This window comes from Glycomyces artemisiae (assembly GCF_003002955.1).
GTDB lineage: Bacteria > Actinomycetota > Actinomycetes > Mycobacteriales > Micromonosporaceae > Glycomyces > Glycomyces artemisiae.
Window position 1 is genome coordinate 25,320 of the sequence record NZ_PVTJ01000010.1, and the last position, 16,543, is coordinate 41,862.

The 16,543-nt window shown below is 70.1% G+C and carries 19 protein-coding genes and 2 pseudogenes; 10 read left to right on the forward strand and 11 right to left on the reverse strand.

What is annotated here, in order from left to right; all coding sequences use genetic code 11:
• Positions 1-142: 142 nt before the first annotated feature.
• The 4 genes from B0I28_RS22195 to B0I28_RS22210 form a co-directional block, all read right to left on the reverse strand.
• Positions 143-1,339: an SIS domain-containing protein gene (locus B0I28_RS22195; RefSeq protein WP_106366054.1), complete on the reverse strand. Its 1,197-nt coding sequence runs from the start codon at positions 1,337-1,339 to the stop codon at positions 143-145.
• 126 nt (positions 1,340-1,465) lie between these two features.
• The gene (locus tag B0I28_RS22200) at positions 1,466-1,642 is read right to left on the reverse strand and encodes a Trm112 family protein (protein ID WP_106366055.1); all 177 of its coding nucleotides are present in this window, start codon (positions 1,640-1,642) and stop codon (positions 1,466-1,468) included.
• Between the two features lie 3 nt (positions 1,643-1,645).
• Entirely contained in the window at positions 1,646-3,025 is a 1,380-nt protein-coding gene (locus B0I28_RS22205) for a phosphomannomutase/phosphoglucomutase (RefSeq protein ID WP_106366056.1), read from the reverse strand.
• Between the two features lie 102 nt (positions 3,026-3,127).
• Positions 3,128-3,568, reverse strand: coding sequence for a DUF3499 family protein (locus tag B0I28_RS22210; protein ID WP_106366057.1), 441 nt, complete (start codon positions 3,566-3,568; stop codon positions 3,128-3,130).
• Positions 3,569-3,689: 121 nt separating this feature from the next.
• Between B0I28_RS22210 and B0I28_RS22215 the strand changes: the two genes are divergently transcribed.
• Entirely contained in the window at positions 3,690-4,121 is a 432-nt protein-coding gene (locus B0I28_RS22215) for a metallopeptidase family protein (protein ID WP_106366058.1), read from the forward strand.
• A gap of 419 nt (positions 4,122-4,540) precedes the next feature.
• On the opposite strand, the pseudogene B0I28_RS28540 reads toward B0I28_RS22215, so the two are convergent.
• From B0I28_RS28540 to B0I28_RS22230, 3 genes and pseudogenes are all read right to left on the reverse strand, one after another.
• A pseudogene (locus B0I28_RS28540) lies at positions 4,541-4,792 on the reverse strand (WhiB family transcriptional regulator); the annotation flags it as partial.
• Between the two features lie 333 nt (positions 4,793-5,125).
• Positions 5,126-5,638 (reverse strand): hypothetical protein, encoded by a 513-nt coding sequence (locus B0I28_RS22225; protein WP_106366059.1) that lies wholly within the window; start codon positions 5,636-5,638, stop codon positions 5,126-5,128.
• Positions 5,638-6,726 (reverse strand): mannose-1-phosphate guanylyltransferase, encoded by a 1,089-nt coding sequence (locus tag B0I28_RS22230; RefSeq protein ID WP_106366060.1) that lies wholly within the window; start codon positions 6,724-6,726, stop codon positions 5,638-5,640. Before B0I28_RS22230 ends, B0I28_RS22225 begins: the two co-directional genes overlap by 1 nt.
• A 186-nt stretch (positions 6,727-6,912) precedes the next feature.
• Between B0I28_RS22230 and B0I28_RS22235 the strand changes: the two genes are divergently transcribed.
• Complete coding sequence (locus B0I28_RS22235; RefSeq protein WP_106366061.1) at positions 6,913-8,988, forward strand: alpha-galactosidase; 2,076 nt, start codon at positions 6,913-6,915, stop codon at positions 8,986-8,988.
• 250 nt (positions 8,989-9,238) lie between these two features.
• Positions 9,239-9,595 (forward strand): hypothetical protein, encoded by a 357-nt coding sequence (locus B0I28_RS22240; RefSeq protein ID WP_106366062.1) that lies wholly within the window; start codon positions 9,239-9,241, stop codon positions 9,593-9,595.
• A gap of 57 nt (positions 9,596-9,652) precedes the next feature.
• Here the strand turns inward: B0I28_RS22240 and nucS are convergent, their stop codons facing one another.
• Positions 9,653-10,318, reverse strand: a complete 666-nt coding sequence (gene nucS / locus B0I28_RS22245; protein ID WP_106366175.1) for an endonuclease NucS — start codon at positions 10,316-10,318, stop codon at positions 9,653-9,655.
• Between the two features lie 123 nt (positions 10,319-10,441).
• Positions 10,442-11,488, reverse strand: coding sequence for a serine hydrolase domain-containing protein (locus tag B0I28_RS22250; RefSeq protein WP_146148199.1), 1,047 nt, complete (start codon positions 11,486-11,488; stop codon positions 10,442-10,444).
• Between the two features lie 100 nt (positions 11,489-11,588).
• Between B0I28_RS22250 and B0I28_RS22255 the strand changes: the two genes are divergently transcribed.
• Together B0I28_RS22255 and B0I28_RS22260 are read left to right on the forward strand one after the other, a co-directional pair.
• Complete coding sequence (locus B0I28_RS22255) at positions 11,589-11,864, forward strand: hypothetical protein (protein ID WP_106366064.1); 276 nt, start codon at positions 11,589-11,591, stop codon at positions 11,862-11,864.
• A gap of 66 nt (positions 11,865-11,930) precedes the next feature.
• Complete coding sequence (locus B0I28_RS22260) at positions 11,931-12,335, forward strand: hypothetical protein (protein WP_146148200.1); 405 nt, start codon at positions 11,931-11,933, stop codon at positions 12,333-12,335.
• A gap of 285 nt (positions 12,336-12,620) precedes the next feature.
• Here B0I28_RS22260 and B0I28_RS28365 read toward each other — a convergent pair.
• A pseudogene (locus tag B0I28_RS28365) lies at positions 12,621-12,728 on the reverse strand (endonuclease NucS); the annotation flags it as partial.
• Between the two features lie 155 nt (positions 12,729-12,883).
• Between B0I28_RS28365 and B0I28_RS22270 the strand changes: the two are divergent.
• From B0I28_RS22270 to B0I28_RS22285, 4 genes are all read left to right on the forward strand, one after another.
• Entirely contained in the window at positions 12,884-13,627 is a 744-nt protein-coding gene (locus B0I28_RS22270) for a class I SAM-dependent methyltransferase (protein WP_106366066.1), read from the forward strand.
• A gap of 156 nt (positions 13,628-13,783) precedes the next feature.
• On the forward strand, positions 13,784-14,239 hold the full coding sequence (locus B0I28_RS22275) for a hypothetical protein (protein WP_106366067.1): 456 nt from the start codon (positions 13,784-13,786) through the stop codon (positions 14,237-14,239).
• Between the two features lie 12 nt (positions 14,240-14,251).
• Complete coding sequence (locus B0I28_RS22280) at positions 14,252-14,602, forward strand: hypothetical protein (RefSeq protein ID WP_106366068.1); 351 nt, start codon at positions 14,252-14,254, stop codon at positions 14,600-14,602.
• Between the two features lie 9 nt (positions 14,603-14,611).
• Positions 14,612-14,947 (forward strand): YciI family protein, encoded by a 336-nt coding sequence (locus B0I28_RS22285; protein WP_106366069.1) that lies wholly within the window; start codon positions 14,612-14,614, stop codon positions 14,945-14,947.
• Positions 14,948-15,260: 313 nt separating this feature from the next.
• On the opposite strand, the gene B0I28_RS22290 is transcribed toward B0I28_RS22285, so the two are convergent.
• Complete coding sequence (locus tag B0I28_RS22290) at positions 15,261-15,833, reverse strand: TetR/AcrR family transcriptional regulator (protein WP_106366070.1); 573 nt, start codon at positions 15,831-15,833, stop codon at positions 15,261-15,263.
• 87 nt (positions 15,834-15,920) lie between these two features.
• Here B0I28_RS22290 and B0I28_RS22295 point away from each other — a divergent pair, with 87 nt between their 5' ends.
• Positions 15,921-16,493, forward strand: a complete 573-nt coding sequence (locus B0I28_RS22295; RefSeq protein ID WP_106366071.1) for a dihydrofolate reductase family protein — start codon at positions 15,921-15,923, stop codon at positions 16,491-16,493.
• Positions 16,494-16,543: the final 50 nt, after the last annotated feature.

Genomic DNA, 16,543 nt, shown 5'->3' on the forward strand with positions numbered 1-16,543 from the left:
CACTCATCTCGTTCCGGAGACCACAACTCTATCCGTCGGGCCCACGCGTACCGTAGCCCGCGTCCTCAGATGGATGACGCGGGGCACCTGCACGGCATGGACCGCGGACGGCGCGCCGTCCGCGGCCCTCACGCCTTGTCGCTCACTCGCTGCCGAGTGTGTAGTCCTTCATCTCGGAGACCGCGGGGACGCGCATCGGGTCGAGGCCGTGCGCGAGCGCGAGGTACACCGACGCGAAGTCGGGGACGGCGATGAGCGACGCGAGCCGCTCCAGGGCGCAGCCGCCCTCGGCGGGGAGCACGTCGCAGCGGACGCCGCGGCGCCCGGCCAGGTCGGCGACGGCGTCGGCGCGCCGCGTGTCGGGTTTCGGGTTGGCGTCGTCGCCGTCGAGGCCGTCGTCGCGCATGAGCACGATCCGCAGCCGGGTCAGCTCGTCGCCGTCGTCGGGGTCGGCGAAGATGTCCTTCTGGCCTTCGGCGAGCGACCCGAACACGCCGTCGAGGAGGCCGACGCGGCCGCGGCCGACCTCGCCCAGCTCGCCGGAGACGACGGGGTAGCGGGAGTTCGCGGCGAGCATGTCGCCGAAGCGGCGGGCCGCGACGCCCGCGAGCGGGCTGGAGCCCCATACGACTGGGATGGACCCGGCGAGGTTCATCGCCAGCTCCTTCGCCGGGTTGACGTACGCGTCGGCGTCGGGGCGGCAGCGCTCGGCGTCCTCGTCGAGGCGCCGCGCGGTCTCGGCGATGTCGGCCTCGACCAGGTTCACGAGCCCGAGTTCCCTGGCCGCCATGAGGACCGGCACGGTGAGGGCCCACAGGCTCAGGCGCGCGGGGGCGCGGCGCGGGACCGCGACGAACGAGGCGCGGGCGCGCTCGGCGAGCGCCTGGAGCTCGGAGTCGGGGGCGCCGATGGCGACGAGGCGGGCGCCGCGCCTGGCGGCGGCCTCGGCGGCCGCGAGCGCCTCGGGGCTGCGGCCGGACGCGGAGACGGCGATGACGACGTCGGCGGCGCCGACCCAGCCGGGGACGCCCGCGGAGCGGTGCCCGAGGATCGGGACCGGGCAGCGGGGCCCGGCGACCGTGGCGAGGATGTCGCCGGTGCGCGCCGCGGTGCCGACGCCCGCGACGACGACCGCGCGGGGGCGGCCCTCCTCGGCGAGCGCGCCCAGTCCGGCGTCGGCGGCGAGCGCCGCCGACTCGCGCAGCTGCGGCCCGGCCGACGCGAGCGCCCACAGCGCCCCGCCGGGGCGGATCGACTCGCTCAGGTCGCCTTCGATGCGCCGTTCGTCCGGGAGCCGGTCGCCGGTGATGCCGGCGAAGCCGTCGTCCTCAAGACCCATGCTGTTCCTCCTTGGCCTGCCTCGGCCGTCGCGGTTCGGTTGCCGGGTGGGATCGCTCGGGGGCGCCCGCCGCGCGCTCGGCGCCGCTCGGGAGCCGCTGCGCCGCAGTGCTGCTCGGCGGCGGCGCTATTCGGTCGCACCATCGAGGAGCATCACGGGGATGCCGTCCTCGACGCGGAAGACCTTCGCGCACTCGGAGCACGTCAGGGCGTTCTCCTCGCGGTCGTACGCGAGCGGGGCGTGGTGCGGTTCGGGGCAGCGCAGCAGTTCGAGGAGCACTGGTTTGGGCGCGGTGGCGGGCATGGCCTAGTTCCTTACGATGCGGAGGATGTCGTCGCGCAGCCGTTCCATCGAGGCCGTGTCGGGGCCTTCGGCGTTCAGCCGCAGCAGCGGTTCGGTGTTGGAGGGGCGCAGGTTGGCCCAGGAGCCGTCCGGGAACGAGACGGTGAGGCCGTCGAGGCGGTCGGTCGCGACGCCCTCCTGGGCGTCGAAGTGCGCGGCGACCTCTTCGATCTTCGCGTGCGGGTCGTCCACTTTCGAGTTGATCTCGCCGGAGGCGGTGTAGCGCACGTAGTCCGCGGCCAGCTCGGCGAGCGTCTGGTCCGAGCCGCCGACGGCGGCGAGCACGTGCATGGCCGCGAGCATGCCGGTGTCGGCGAACCAGAAGTCCTTGAAGTAGTAGTGCCCGGAGTGCTCGCCGCCGAAGACGGCGTCCTCCTCGGCCATGACGGCCTTGATGTAGGAGTGGCCGACGCGGGTGCGCAGGGGGCGGCCGCCGTGCTCGGCGATGATCTCGGGGACGGCCTTGGAGGTGATGAGGTTGTGGCACACCGCGGAGCCGGGGTGCTTGGCGAGCTCGCGGGCGGCGATGAGCGCGGTGATCGCGGAGGGGGTGACGGGCTCGCCGTCGGCGTCCACGACGAAGCAGCGGTCGGCGTCGCCGTCGAAGGCGAGGCCGAGGTCGGCGCCGGCCTCCTTGACGCGGGCCTGGAGGTCCACGATGTTCTTCGGTTCGAGGGGGTTGGCCTCGTGGTTGGGGAAGGTCCCGTCGAGCTCGAAGTAGAGCGGATCGATGTCGAGGGGGAGCGCGGCGAGGAGCTGGTCGCCGAGGACGGCGGGGACGGTGTGGCCGCCCATCCCGTTGCCCGCGTCCACGACCACCTTGAGCGGGCGGATGCCGGAGAGGTCGACGAGGTCGCGCATGTACTGGGCGTAGGCGGCGAGGAAGTCCTCGCTGGTGGCCGTCCCGGGCTTCTCGGCCTCGGAGGCCGGCTCCCCGTCGAGGATGGCCTGGGCCTTGTCGCGGATGTCGGCCAGGCCGGTGTCGAGGCCGATGGGCCGCGCGGCGGGCAGGCACATCTTGAGGCCGTTGTACTCGGCGGGGTTGTGGCTGGCGGTGAACATCGCGCCCGCGACGTTCCGCAGCCCCGCGATGAAGTACAGCATGTCGGTGGAGCACAGCCCGGCGTCGATGACGTCGGCGCCGGCGCGGGCGGCGCCGCGCGCGAAGGCCTCGGCGAACCCGGGGCCCGAGTCGCGCATGTCGTGGCCGACGGCCCAGGTCTTCTCGCCGGTGACGGCGACGGCGGCCGCGCCGATCGCCTCGAAGACAGCGGGCGTGAGCTGCGATCCGACGAGTCCGCGGACGTCGTAGGCCTTCACGAATTCACTGAGCTTGGGAGCCACGGGCTGCTGCCGCCTTTCGGGTGTGCATGCGGGGCCGATCAGGGGAGGGAGCCTCCGCGGACCCGCCGCGCCGCTGCGGAGGGGCCGCCCCCGCACACGAGACTAACCCTGCATGTCCTCGTCGCCGGACACCACCCGGAGGTGACGCCGGGCACCGAACTGCGGAGTCGCGGACCGGAAGCCCTGGCGCGGAGCCGGATCGGCCTCGGCGAGGCGGCGGCTCGCGAGCGTCGCGGCGTCGTCGGGCTCGCCCGGGTCCTCGTGGCGCTCGCCGACCGCGGCCTCGCGCACGGCGTTGGCCAGGGCGACCAGGTCGTCGTCGGTGGGCATGGGCACGGCGTAGTCGCCCTGGTGCCTGACGAGCTCCCAGCCGTGGGGCACGGTGAGGCGCCGGGCGTGCGCATCACACAGGTCGTAGCTGTGGGGCTCCCGCGCCGTCGAGAGCGGGCCGACCACAGCCGTCGAATCCGAGTAGATATATGTCAAAGTGGCCACCGCAGGCTGGCGGCAGCCGTTCCGGGAGCAACGCCGATCCGACCTCACCCCACGAAACTACCACTCGCGGTGTCGAAGTCGGTGTTGCTGACCAGTGGCCGCGGATCGATTCGCGGCGCGGGGTCTCTCGGGGGCCCGTTTCGTCCGACCCGGACGCTAAGGTGGCCCCATGCGCAGAGATCGACACGGACGGGGGATGCGGGGCCCGCTGGCGCCCGGGGCCCTGCCGCTGCGGCGCACCCCGGTGGAGGAGTTCGACGCGCTGGTCATGGAGTCGGTGGTCGCGATCGAGCGGCGGCTCGCGGAGACGCTGGGCGGCAAGTTCACCGACCTGCGCCACATCGAGTTCGCGGTGGACGAGGTGCCGCCGGAGCCGCAGTCGTACGACGCCGACATCGTCGAGGACCGCGGCGTGCCGCTCTCGAAGCTCTACCCGTCGCAGCCCGGCACCGCGGCGGCCTCGCCGCGGATCGTCCTCTACCGCAGGCCGATCGAGCTGCGCGGCGAGAGCAAGGCCGACATGGAGTCGCTGGTGCGCTCGGTCCTGGTGGAGCAGCTCGCGTCCCTGCTGAACCTCCCGCCGGAGGACCTGGAGTTCTGAGCGGTGCTCGCGCCTTGTTCGAACGGGAATGTCGGACCTGCGGCATAGACTGAAAACAAGGGGTCCCCCGGACGGACAAATCGGGAATGTCCCGTTTCACGGTTCGCCGGGAACGGCGAAGGGACGGAATCGTTCGACTCCGTCCCCTCATCCGCTCGTCGGGATGTCCCTTACGCCGCCACCGGCACGCGGGGTTCGGGCGCGGGCTCCGTTGCCCGCGGTGCGGCCGGCTCGCCTCGGCGAGGTCCGACCAGTTCGTCCATCAGCGCCTCGCTGCGGCAGCCGCCCATCAGGACCGGCTCCGCGTGCGGAGCCTCGGCCGTGAAGGCGAACTCCGCGGCGAGCGCGGGGTTGATCATCGGGGTCGGCAGGCACACCACCACCGGCAGCCGCTCGTGGCGGCGCCGCGCCGCCTCCCGGGCCTGGCGTTTGATCTTGCGGCGCTCCCGCTCCGAGAGCCCGCCCCAGATGCCGAACCGCTCGTCGTGGTCGAGTGCGTACTGCAGACAGTTCTCTTTGACCTCGCACCGCGCGCAGATGCGTTTCGCATCCCGCGTGGAGCCCCCCTTTTCGGGGAAGAACGCCTCCGGGTCGGTCTGCGCGCACAGCGCGCGAACCTGCCACTCCGGAACGTTACCCAACAGGTCGGCCAAGTAGTCACGGCCGTCCATATACGTCCGCCTCCTCGTTCGCGCACCGGAAATTCGGTGCTCCCCCCTTGCAATCACTTGCACGGCACCGGAATGCGGACTTGAGGCGTGCACGCGTCCCCTCCCCTGAAACGCGTACGGCCCTGCGGCGGGCGCGCCGGTCGCCCGCTGGTGGTCAAGTCCTGCATTAAGTCCGATGCCCCGCGGGCGGCCTGAAGATGGGGCCGCGCCGCCTGACTCATCTCTATGGACGATGAGTGCTCATCGCTATTCGATAACGGTTCGATATCAGACGATAGCGCACAGTGATCCGAACGATGGAAGGACCCCTCAGACTCACGCTTGCGGGGGACCTTACTTGACAGCCTCCGCAGTGGAGGTTCGCTCGCCTTTTCCGGCCTTCTGTGCGAATGCGAGGCCGATGGCGGCCAGCACGAGCCACACGACGTCCAGCAGCAGCCGTTCGACCGCCGCGCGGGTGTCGATGAAGACCTGTCCTTCCTTCGCCAGTTGCCCGGCCTCGTCGAATCCGTACCGTGCCGCTGTCAACGCCAGCAGCACTCCGATAACGATGTAGGCGGCGTAGACGAGACGGGTCGACCGTGCGATCACCCGTCCGGGTCTCGTCGGCGGCGCGACGAGCGCCGCCAGCAGCGGCAGCGCGACGGGCAGGATCGAGAAGAGCGTGCCGCGGGCCTCGTCGGTGAAGCCGATCCCGGCGGCGCGGCTCATGGTGTCGTCCCGCGGGTCGACCCCGGCGCCGAACAGCCACTGCGACAACGCGACGAGGATGACGACGACGGCGCAGGCGAGGAGGACGGCGGCGAGGGCGGTGCGCGTGCGCGGCGCGAGCTGCAAGGGCCCCATCAGACGAGGTCGTTCCGCTGCGACTGCTTCAACTCCTCCACGAGTCCCTTCACTTCCTGCGCGCGGTCCCTGGGGCACACCAGGAGCGCGTCCGGCGTGTCCACGATGATGAGGTCGTCGACGCCGACCGTGGCGACGAGGCGCCCCGAAGCCGGGACGACGACGTTCCGCTTCGACTCGGTCAGCAGCGCCCGGCCGGAGCCGCGCGGCTCCACGACGACGTTGCCGACCTTGTCGGCGGCCTTGAGGACCTGGCCGAGCGTGTTGTAGTCGCCCACGTCGTGCCAGTCGAAGTCGCCGGGGACGACGCCGACGCGACCGGCCGCCGCGGCGGGCTCCATGACGGCGTAGTCGATCGAGATCTTCTCCAGCGTCGGCCACAGCTGCGAGAACAGGGCCTCGCGGCCGGTGGAGTCCCAGGCCTTCGCGAGGGTCCGCACGGCCTCGTGCAGGGCCGGGCGGTGGCGGGCCAGCTCGGCGAGGAACACGTCGACGCGCCACACGAACATCCCGGCGTTCCACAGGTAGTTCCCCGAGGAGACGTACTCGACCGCGGAGACCTGGTCGGGCTTCTCCACGAACGCTTCGAGCTGGTACCCGGGCCCGACGGGCGCGCCGATGCGCAGGTAGCCCATGCCGGTGTCCGGGCCCGTCGGGTTGATGCCGATGGTCATGAGCAGGCCGGTCCCGGCCAGCTCCATGGCCCGCTCGACCGTCTTGGCGAACGCCTCGCCGTCGGGCACGAGATGGTCGGCGGCGAACGCGCCCATGACCGCGGTCGGCTCGCGCTCGGCGATGACGGCCGCGGCGAGGCTGATCGCGGCGGCCGAGTCCCTGGGGGAGGGCTCGACGAGGATGTTGTCCCCGGGCACGTCGGGGAGCTGGCGGGCCACGTCGACCGCGTGCGCGGCCCCGGTGACGACGTAGACGTGGTCGGGCCGCGACAGCAGCCGCACCCGCTCCACGGTCGATTGGAGCAGCGACGAGTCCGTGCCGGTCAGCGGCAGCAGGAACTTGGGTCGTTGCGCGCGAGACAGGGGCCAGAGCCGGGTTCCGGAACCCCCTGCGGGGACCACCGCGTGAAGCATGCCAATAGTCTTGCACGCCCCTCCCACGTGCCCGTTCACCCCCGCGGCGCCCGCCGCGGGGTGACGCGGGCGTTGCGGCCGGGTGAAGGATCGGGCAACGTCCCCCGTCCACGGGCGGGGATATCGTTTGCCGGTGGTGCGGGCGCCGTGCAGACTGGTCCCCGCACCGATCGCAGAGGAGCCCGCATGCCCATCCGCTTCGACGAAGCCGCCCGCACCTGGCACCTGTCGGGGGCCGGCCTGTCCTACGTCGTCGGCCTCGGCGACGGACTGCCCCGCCAGCTGTACTGGGGGCCCGAGATCCCCGACGGGGCCGTCCCGTCCCTGGTGCGGGAGTGGCGCGAGGCCTACTCGTTCGACGACCGCCTCCACACCGGCGCCGAGCTCCTCGGCGAGCTCGGGCCGCAGTTCGCCACCCCGTCCCTCCAGCTGCGGCACCCGGACGGCGCCAAGGGCTTCGCGTGGAACTACCGCGACTTCTCGGTGGACGGCGACGCGCTGGCGATCAGCTTCACCGACCGCGACCTGGTCCTGACGCTGCACTACCGCCTGTGGGACACCGGGGTCCTCGACCGGTGGGCCGCGATCGAGGCGGGCGCGCCGGTCGAGGTCTCGCGCTTCGACTCCGCGGCCTGGACGCTCCCGCACTGGGGCGGCTACCGGCTCTCGCACCTCTCGGGCGAGTGGGCCGGCGAGTGGCAGCTGCGGCGCACCGAGCTGCCCGTCGGCGAGACCGTCCTCGGCTCGCGGCGCGGCAACACCAGCCACCAGGCCAACCCGTGGATCGCCCTCGACGACGGCACCGCCACCGAGACCGCGGGGACCGTGTACTCGGCGAACCTCGCGTGGTCGGGGTCCTGGCGGGTCCAGCTGCGCCGCTCCGCGCAGGGCCGCGTCTCGGTCACCGGCGGCGCCGGGCAGGAGGGGCTGCGCTGGACGCTGCGCGAGGGCGAGACCTGGACGACCCCGGTGTACTCCGGGCTGCTCAGCACCGAGGGCTTCGGCGGGGCCTCGCGGGCCTGGCACGAGCACCTGCGCCGCCACGTGATGCCCACGGCCGACGAGGACGCGCCGGTGCTGTTCAACTCCTGGGAGGCGGTGTTCTTCGAGGTCTCCGAGGAGAAGCAGCTGCCGCTGGTGGAGCTGGCCGCGCGCATCGGCTGCGAGCAGTTCGTCGTCGACGACGGCTGGTTCGGGCGGCGCACCACCGACAACGCCGGGCTCGGCGACTGGTGGCACAACCCCGAGCGGTTCCCCGACGGCCTGACGCCGCTCGCCGACGCCGTCCACAAGGCGGGCATGCGGTTCGGCATCTGGGTCGAACCGGAGATGGTCAACGCGGACTCCGACCTGTACCGCGCCCACCCGGACTGGGTCCTGCACCAGGAGGGCCGCGAGCGGACCGAGCTGCGGCAGCAGATGGTCCTCGACTACGGCCGCCCCGAGGTCGCCGAATGGGCCTTCGGCTGGCTCGACAAGCTCTTGGGCGACAACCCGATCGACTACGTCAAGTGGGACCACAACCGGCCCCTCACCGAGGTCGGCCGCCCCGGCTCCGACGACCCCGACCGCGCCTACTTCGAGCACGTGCAGGCCGTCTACGCCCTCAAGGACCGCCTGCGCCGCGCCCACCCGGGCGTGCGCATCGAGGGCTGCGCCGGGGGCGCGGCCCGCGTCGACCCCGGCATCCTGCGCTACGTCGACCAGGTGTGGACCTCGGACAACACCGACGCCGGAGACCGCGTCAACATCCAGTACGGCTTCAGCCAGGCGTACCCGGCGCGGGCCATGGGCGCGTGGATCACCGACGAGCCCAGCGGCTTCAACCACCGCACCACCTCGCTGCGCTTCCGCTTCCAGGTCGCCAGCGCCGGGGTGCTCGCCGTCGGCGGCGACCTCTCGGAGTGGTCGGAGGCCGAGCTGGAAGAGGCCGCGGCGCACATCGCGCTCTACAAGCAGCTGCGGCCGGTCGTGCAGCACGGCGCGCAGTACCGGCTCGGCGACCCGGAGGCGGACGCGTTGACGGGCGTCCAGTACGTCCTCGGCGACCGGATCGCGGTGCTGGCGTTCAAGACCCCATGGCACTGCAACCGCCCGCTGGCGCCGCTGCGGCCCGCGGGGATTCCGTCCGATTCGCGGTGGGTCGACGAGGACACGGGCGAGACCCATTGGGGCGCTGCGCTCAATGCGCTGGGGCTGCCGATGCGGTGGACCCCGGCGGACTGGGATTCCGCTATCATGAGACTGCGGAGAGTGCAATAGGCGATCCCGTTGCTGAATACACACAGGACGATCACGGACAGTGATCGCCCTGGTGTGCATGGTCGAAGTGAGTAGTATCTCTGGATTTACCCCGGTTCCCGAATCGACTCGACTTGCATCGACCCCATAGACTCACCGCAGTTCCGCCCAACTCAAGTACCTGAACAATTGGAGTTCCCTCGTGGCTTACCCGCCTGCCCCGGCGCCCGTCCCTCAGCCCGTCCCCGTGAAGCAGGGCAACGGTTTCGGCGTGACCGCCCTTGTGCTGGGCATCATCGGCCTGGTCTTCGCCGTCATCCCCGTCGTGAACGTCTTCACGGCCATCCCCCTCGGCATCCTCGCCATCATCTTCGGCATCGTCGCCTTGGTCGCCGCCGGCAAGCGCGGCGGCAAGGGCAAGGGCACCGGCGGCACGGGCCTCGTGCTCGGCATCCTCGCCATCGGCGCCGCGATCGCCATGAACGTCCTGGTCTTCAACGCCGTCGGCGACGCCGCGGACGAGATCAAGGAGGACACCATCCAGGACTGCGTCGACTCGGGTGCGGGCACCCGCGAAGAGTGCGAGCAGATCTGGCAGGACGCCGAAGACTCCGTCTACGGCGAGTAGTCCCGCTGAACGCCCAAGGGCCGCAACGCGAATGCGTTGCGGCCCTTGCTGCTTCGTCTAGAACAGCCGGGGCTGGCTCTCGTCCACGGCCCCCCGCAGATCGTCGTAGTCGAGGACGACGCAGCGGATCCCGCGGTCCTCGGCGAGCACCCGCGCCTGCGGTTTGATGGCCTGGGCGGCGAAGACGCCGTCGACGGGGGCCAGCAGCGGGTCGCGGTTGAGCAGCTCCAGGTACCTCGTCAACTGCTCGACGCCGTCGATCTCCCCGCGCCGCTTGATCTCCACGGCCACGTGCTTCCCGTCCGCGTTGCGGCACATGAGGTCCACGGGCCCGATCGCGGTCGGGTACTCCCGCCGCACCAGGCTCCACCCCTTCCCCAGCGGCGCCGTGTCGGCCGCCAGCAGCTCCTGAAGGTGCGCCTCGACCCCGTCCTTCTGCAACCCCGGGTCCACCCCCAGCTCATGACTGGAGTCGTGCAGCACTTCCTCGATCGTGATCTTCAGCTGGTCCCCGGTCTTCTTCGAGGTGACCGTCCACTCCGTCGCCCCCTCGACCACCGCGCACGGCGGCGTCATCCAGTTCAACGGCTTGTACGACCCCCCGTCCGCATGCACCAGCACACTTCCGTCAGCCTTCCAGATTATCAAACGGACAGCCATCGGCAAATGGGCAGAAAGCCGACCTGTGTAATCAACCTGGCACCGTGCCACCAACAAACGCATGGCAAGCACCCTACCGCCGCCCTGGCACGCGGCCCATATGTGCTCATGCTCATGAGGCAGGGGACGCGTCGTCTCGCATAGTGGCGGCACCGGCGTGGGATATCGCGTGCACAACGGCCGCGACTAGCGTTTGACGGCCTTCCTGACGGCCTCGTCCACGGTCCACGCCGAGTCGTTGACGTTGCTGAGGACCACGGTGTTGACGTCGAGCACAGGGTAGCGGCGGATGAGCGCTTCGGCGCCGGGGTCGCCGCCGTCGGCGCCGAAGGCGCGCTTGTCGTCGTCGCCGAACAGGTAGACGCCCAGTCCCATCGAGGTGATCTTCCCGATGTGGATGTGCGGGCTGAGCGCCTGCTCCAGCAGGTCGGGTTTCACCAGTTCCCCTGCGGCGTAAGCGGTGAGGAAGCGGTCAAGGTCGGGCGCCGAGGAGAACGCGCCGCCGTCCGGGGCGCCGATCGCGGGCGTGGAGAACACGTTGGTGCGCCACGGCAGGCCTGGTGCGGTCGGCCGCAGGTAGCCGGCCGCGACGTCGGGCCGGACCTCGTCGGTGCGGAAGAATCCGCTCTCGTCCATGCCTGCGCGGGAGAAGACCCGCTCGTCGACCGCGGTGAAGTAGTCAGTGCCCGCGACGTCTTCGATGACCAGGCCCAGGAGGATGAACCCGGCGTTGGAATACTGGAACCGCCCGCCGGGCGCCCGGTAGGGCGGGAGGTCGGCGAACAGCGGCAGGTAGTCGGCCGGCGTGAGCACCCGGTAGACCGGCCGGTCGCGCCACAGGGCCGCGAACTCCTCGGCCCAGTCGTCGGTCGCGGTCTCCTCCTCGAAGTAGTCGGCGATCCCCGAGGTGTGCGTCAGCAGGTGCCTGACGGTGACGTCGTCCCGCAGCGTGCTCGGCCGCCGTTCAGGCGGCAGGACCGAGGCCACCGCTGTGTCGAGCCCCAGGCGCCCTTCATCGACGAGGTCGAGGATCACGGCGGCGGTGAAGATCTTCGTGACCGAACCGAGCGCGAACCGCGTGCCGGGGCCGATCGGGGCGCCCCAGGCGCGGTCGGCGAGGCCGCGGTGCGCCTCGTAGACCGTTCGCCCGGCCTGCGTGATGAGGACCGAACCGGAGAAGTCACGGTCGGCTTCGAGCCGGTCGAGCTCGGTGTCGAGGTCGATGAACTGCATGAGCACAGTCTCGGCGCCGCCGACGGCCGCTGCAACCGAGTATCGCGAACAGGACCACGCGAGGCTGCGGTCGAAGCGGGGCTTGGTTCGAGGTTGAGCCTTGCCGGGGATCGGCGGGGCCAACGGTGCTGATGCCGCGGTGGGCGGTAGCCGGTACTTGATCGAGGAGCGGGGCTATCCGGATATCGGGGTGGTGTTCGCCGTACGGCCCTCGGGAGGGCACGACACGGTCATGCTCGACTACTCCCGGCCCGCCGGAGGCGGCGAGCCGACCGTGGCCTACATCGACGAAGATCGTGTGCCGAGAACGATCGCGACCAGTCTCGGTGACTTCGTTTCCGGTCTGTGCTCACCAGGCGCGAACTGCGGTGAATGAGACCGTGGGATGATCTCTCCATGCACGATGTTCGAAAGGCCGATGCCGCGTAGGAGGCCGGGCGCGTTGCGCGCTGAGGCGGCGTTGTACGACCGCCGTCGACAGGTTCCCCCGCTGACGATTCGCGGGCTCTCCGACCAGACCGCGTTCGCAGTGCATCTGGTGGAGATCGCCGACAAGGACTACTACCTGTATCCGGGTGCGACAGCGCGTGCGTTGGAACGGTACCGCGGGTTCCTGGACGTGCCGAGAAGCCGACCGCTGTCGCAGGAGTTCAACGTCTGCGATTGTCGGGGCTGTGCCTTCGACGATGTGTCGCTAGCCCGTGAGGTGCTTGAACATGCCATACAGGTGGTGCAGGGCCGTGCCCGCTCCGAGTTGCGTCGCGAGCTCGCCGGTATGGATGCCGAGTACCGAGAGCACACGGTTCCGAATCCGTTCCCGCGCAGAGTTCACGGACGACTGTGGTGATCAGCCTGATCCTGCACCGCTGCGTTGTCGGTGGGGCCGGGTACGGTCGCGAGGTTGGGCCGGTCGGAGATCGTTAGGGACTCGCGGCAATGGAGGGCGGGTGTGGAAGGTCCCCGGCAGCCGGCTCGGGACTGGAATTGAGATCCGTGTCCCCGCCCTCCACCTTTCATGGCGGTTGATTGCTCAGTTGGAGGGTGTGGAGTTTGAACTCGGTCCGGATCTGGGTGTAGAGAGTGCCGAAGGGTCCAGACCTCGCCGAGACGGTTCATCTCAGGCGCTCGTGTCGGCGGCGGACCCGTCGGCCTTCAGCATGATGAGCCGCGGAGCCATGGGCAGGTGAGCGGACAGCCGCCCCGTGTAATCGACTGAACAACGAGCCACAACCAAACGCATGGCAAGCACCCAGACCCTCTCCCGAGACGCCGTGGCCGGGCGTCGTGCGCTCATGCTGCGGGGCCGGCCTCGGTGCTGTGCCGGGAAGCCGCTGCTCCGCTGGTCTATTGGCGCCGTCAGATTTCGGGTGGGTGAGTCGTGTCAGGATGGACCGTATGTCTCCTGATCACGAGCGTTCTTCCGGGCTCATCGGCCGGACGCCGACCGCGGACTACGACGGGTTCGCCGAGGCGTACGCCGCCGAGACCGAGTCCAGCCTCCTCAACGCCTACTACGCGCGGCCCGCGATCGTCGATCTCGCCGGAGACGTGGCCGGGCGGCGGATCCTCGACGTCGGCTGCGGTGCGGGGCCCCTCTTCGAGGCGCTCCGCGACCGGGGCGCCGTCGTCACCGGCATCGACCCCAGCGCCAAGATGCTGGAGCTGGCCAGGCGGCGGCTCGGCGAGGGCGCGGCGCTCCGGCAGGCGGACCTCAACGACCCCTTGCCGTTCCCCGACGGCGCGTTCGACGACGCCGTCGCGTGCCTGGTCCTGCACTACCTGGAGGACTGGACGGCGCCGCTCGCCGAGCTGCGGCGCGTCCTGGCACCGGGCGGCCGCCTCATCGTGGCCGTCAACCACCCCTGGGTCTACAAGCACACCAACCCCGAGGGCGGCAGCTACTTCTCGACCCACGAGTACGGCCTGGAATGCAATTTCAACGGCCAGAACGTCCTGCTGTCGCAATGGCACCGGCCCTTGCAGGCGGTCACCGGCGCATTCATCGACGCCGGGTTCCGGATCGCGGTCATCAGCGAGCCGCCCCCCGCATCTGGCGCCCACGAGCGGTTCCCCGACGACGTCAAGACCCCCGACTCGGCATTCCTGTGCTTCCTGTTCCTCGTCTTGGAAGCACCCTGAGCGACGTCCCGGCCGATGCTGGGGCGCAAGGGAGCCGATTCCACGCTCAAAGGCCGCTCTGAGGAGTCCCCTGGTGTCGGACCCCTGCGATAGGTTGCCCCGGTGCCCGCGAGGTGTGCGGCAATCCCTTGGATCGAGAGTATCGGTGGTGCGGTCATGGGTGCTTCCAGCTGGAGCTACCTTGTGGAATTCGACGGGTCGATAGAGGCGACCTTCGCCGGGCTGCGTGAACGCGCCTTCGACACCGGCGACTGGTATTGGCGCCCGGAGGACGAGCCGGAAAAGGGGCCGAAGCCGCGCAGTCTCCATGAGTGGGAGCAGTCGATCTACGGGAACGACTACCCCGGTGCTCACTCGATCGTCGACATGCGCGAAATCGTTCGCGACATCGAGTTTCACGAGATCGACCAAGGCCAGATGCTGGAGCTGACAGAACCGGAGGCCAATGCGGTCTTCGGTACCAAGGCCCCTTCTGTCGCGGACTGGACCCGGGCTTTGGAAAAGGACCGGGAACTCTGGGACATGGTCGACTGCGACAGCGGCCGCTTCATAGCCTTGAATGACGAGCAGGGCCGCCAATGGGTTGCATTCTGGGGCAACAGCGGTGACTGACAGGGGGTTGACATGTTGAGCGACGGGGAAATCGCTGCGGGGTTTCGGCCGGTGTTCGGGTTGATGGAGGAGTTTCAGCGGTTGGGGGAGGTGCTGGATCGGCTGGTGGACGCGACCGATCCTGCTGAGGTCGAGGAGCGCGAAGCGGTAGGGGAGCGGTTCGCGGAGCTCAGCGAGGAGATCTGCCGGGCCACTGGGGAGGCGTTGAAGGGGATCGGGCTGTGGCATGGGGCCGCGATGATCGATGCGGGGTTGGCGATTCCGCACGAGGTCTGGGAGGGCCTGGTCGAGCAGTATCCGCCGTACCCGCCGGCCGTGCCGGATCTGGAATTGAGGCCGCGCCGGTCTTGGCGGGCCAAGTGAGGAAGTGCGATGACTCGGTATCTGATCTCGTTCGATGACGGGGCGATGGTGGTTCCGGACGGGGAGTGGGGTGCGGTCGGGGCTGCTGCTCATGCCGTCGTCGCGGAGGCGAAGCGGGCCGGGGTGTTCGTCACCGGGGGCGGAGTCGTTCAGGGGGCGACGGTCGTCGGAGTCGACGGGGCGGTTGTCGAGGTGCCGTTGCCGGAGGCGAAGGCCGTGGTCGGAGGGTTCGTGATCGTGGACGTGGGATCGCTGGAGGAGGCGCAAAGGTGGGCCGCGAAATGGGCGGTGGCGTGCCGGTGCGCGCAGGAGGTCAGGGCGCTCATGGACGATCCGGAGATGTAAGCGGCTCAACGAAATGCGCTATGCGGCGGTGCGCTCATTCAGGAGCATTGGCGCGTGGGTTTCGTAGTTCGGGATCATGCGGCCGGCGATGAGGCCGAATGGCTTCGGTGCCGGGTGCTCGCATTCTTGGGGACTTCCTATTTCGATTCGGTGGAACGGCGGAAGCCTGTTATGCCGGAGCCCGGGTTGGCGCATCCAGACCGGCGGTCCGAGGGGATCGCGAGAACGTTGCTGGAGAACGCCCTCGGGCGGCTTTCCCGCCTGGGGGTCGAACGTCTCGATGCGTGGACTCGGGACGATGCCGAGGTGCCCGCTATTCCGGGACCAGTTGGGTGACGAGGCTGGTGATGAGCGCGTCCGTGCGGGCCTGGTCGAAGAGGTCGGGGAGGGTGAGGCGTTCGAGGATGAGCCAGTTCAGGGCGAGGTAGAGGTGGACGACGGTGTCGGCGTCGCCGGGCATGGCGGTGTCGAGGTGGAAGTCGATGTTGTCCTGGAGGTTGGCGCGGATCTGCTCGGTGAGGATCGCGCGGAGCTCGGGGCGGCGGGTGGATTCGAGGCGGAGTTCGAGCATGGCGAGCTGGCCTGAAGGGTAGGCGGTGATGCGGCCGACCATCTCGTGCATGAGGCGGTCGACGGAGGCGCGGGTGCGGGGCAGGGCGAGGGACTCGCCGATGACCTCGGGGCCGGGGTCGAGGCGTTCGAAGACGCGGCGGCCGGCCTGGACGAGGAGCGCGTCGCGGTTGGGGAAGTAGTTCGAGGCGGTGCCGGTGGGAACGCCCGCGCGCTGGTCGACGGCGCGGAACGTGAGCCCGCGCGCGCCCTGGTCGGCGAGGACCTCGATGGCGGCGTCGACCAGGGCGGTGCGGCGTTCGGGGTTCTGGCGCATGGGGTTCCTCGATCCTCGGTTGACACCACTGCGGGCGTAGTGGTAACTTCAAACCACTTCATTCATAGTACTTCAAACGGAGTGTATATGCGCGAGCTGACCTACTACATCGGCGCCACCATCGACGGCTACATCGCCGGCCCCGGCGGCGAGTTCGACCGGCTGCCGATCGAACCCGACCTGTCCGCCCACATCAACGCCATTCGGCCCGAGACGATCCCGACCGCGTTCCGGGAGCCGCTCGGCCTCGCCGACGCGCCAAACAAGCTGTACGACACCGTCCTCATGGGCAAGGGCACCTACCTGCCGGGCCTCGAATCCGGCAGCCCCAGCCCCTACTCGCACCTGAAGCAGTACGTCTTCTCCTCGACCCTCGATCCCGCGCTCGCACCCGACGTCACCTTCGTCGCCGACGACGCCCTCAAGACCGTGCGGGAACTCAAGCAGCAAGAGGGCCAAGGCATCTGGCTCTGCGGCGGCGGCAAGCTCGCCGCCGCGCTCGTCGAGGAGATCGACGAGATCGTCCTCAAGCGCTACCCCGTGGTCCTCGGCGGCGGCCTCCCGCTGTTCGACGGCCCCTACGCGCCCCTGCGCCTCGACCTCGTCGAGAACCTCTCCTTCGAGTCGGGCATGTCCCTCCAGACCTACCGCGCCAGGTAGGCCGCGAGCCGCCGGCGGATCGCGGTGTCGTACCGGGTTCCTATGCTTCC

Coding starts and splice junctions, on each gene's coding strand:
- B0I28_RS22295 (WP_106366071.1), top strand. CDS start 15,921: ATGCGCGAGCTGACCTACTACATCGGCGCCACCATCGACGGCTACATC.
- B0I28_RS22225 (WP_106366059.1), bottom strand. CDS start 5,638: ATGGGGCCCTTGCAGCTCGCGCCGCGCACGCGCACCGCCCTCGCCGCC.
- B0I28_RS22230 (WP_106366060.1), bottom strand. CDS start 6,726: ATGCTTCACGCGGTGGTCCCCGCAGGGGGTTCCGGAACCCGGCTCTGG.
- B0I28_RS22270 (WP_106366066.1), top strand. CDS start 12,884: ATGTCTCCTGATCACGAGCGTTCTTCCGGGCTCATCGGCCGGACGCCG.
- B0I28_RS22235 (WP_106366061.1), top strand. CDS start 6,913: ATGCCCATCCGCTTCGACGAAGCCGCCCGCACCTGGCACCTGTCGGGG.
- B0I28_RS22290 (WP_106366070.1), bottom strand. CDS start 15,833: ATGCGCCAGAACCCCGAACGCCGCACCGCCCTGGTCGACGCCGCCATC.
- B0I28_RS22215 (WP_106366058.1), top strand. CDS start 3,690: ATGCGCAGAGATCGACACGGACGGGGGATGCGGGGCCCGCTGGCGCCC.
- B0I28_RS22200 (WP_106366055.1), bottom strand. CDS start 1,642: ATGCCCGCCACCGCGCCCAAACCAGTGCTCCTCGAACTGCTGCGCTGC.
- B0I28_RS22280 (WP_106366068.1), top strand. CDS start 14,252: ATGTTGAGCGACGGGGAAATCGCTGCGGGGTTTCGGCCGGTGTTCGGG.
- B0I28_RS22275 (WP_106366067.1), top strand. CDS start 13,784: ATGGGTGCTTCCAGCTGGAGCTACCTTGTGGAATTCGACGGGTCGATA.
- B0I28_RS22250 (WP_146148199.1), bottom strand. CDS start 11,488: ATGCAGTTCATCGACCTCGACACCGAGCTCGACCGGCTCGAAGCCGAC.
- nucS (WP_106366175.1), bottom strand. CDS start 10,318: ATGCGTTTGTTGGTGGCACGGTGCCAGGTTGATTACACAGGTCGGCTT.
- B0I28_RS22195 (WP_106366054.1), bottom strand. CDS start 1,339: ATGGGTCTTGAGGACGACGGCTTCGCCGGCATCACCGGCGACCGGCTC.
- B0I28_RS22285 (WP_106366069.1), top strand. CDS start 14,612: ATGACTCGGTATCTGATCTCGTTCGATGACGGGGCGATGGTGGTTCCG.